This window comes from Dellaglioa sp. CoH-57-MRSF-20, from assembly GCF_056781955.1.
Map to the genome: position 1 here is coordinate 1 of NZ_JBXAXV010000335.1, position 237 is coordinate 237.

A 237-nucleotide genomic window follows, 5' to 3' on the forward strand; every position below is an offset into this window, starting at 1 on the left:
GCTCCGGTGACGCCGGCGAGCTCCGCCGCGTGCTGCGCTGCCGTGAGCGCGTGGCGCCGGATCATGTCGTCGTGAATCGGCTCCATGGTGGTGTCCGTGGAGTACTTACTCTTGGTGTCGTGCCACACGCCGGAGGCTGGAAGCTTGATCAGCGCCGGGTCTGCCGCTCGGATGGAGGATCCGATGATCATGGGCACTTCGATCTCAATGAAGGGAGGTCGAACGGATTCTTCGACG

1 protein-coding gene is annotated in these 237 nt (G+C 63.7%); it reads right to left on the reverse strand.

The window, feature by feature from the left end; all coding sequences use genetic code 11:
- Window positions 1-237: hypothetical protein (locus AC1RPN_RS09215; protein WP_481763883.1), on the reverse strand; the 237-nt coding region annotated here is incomplete at both ends.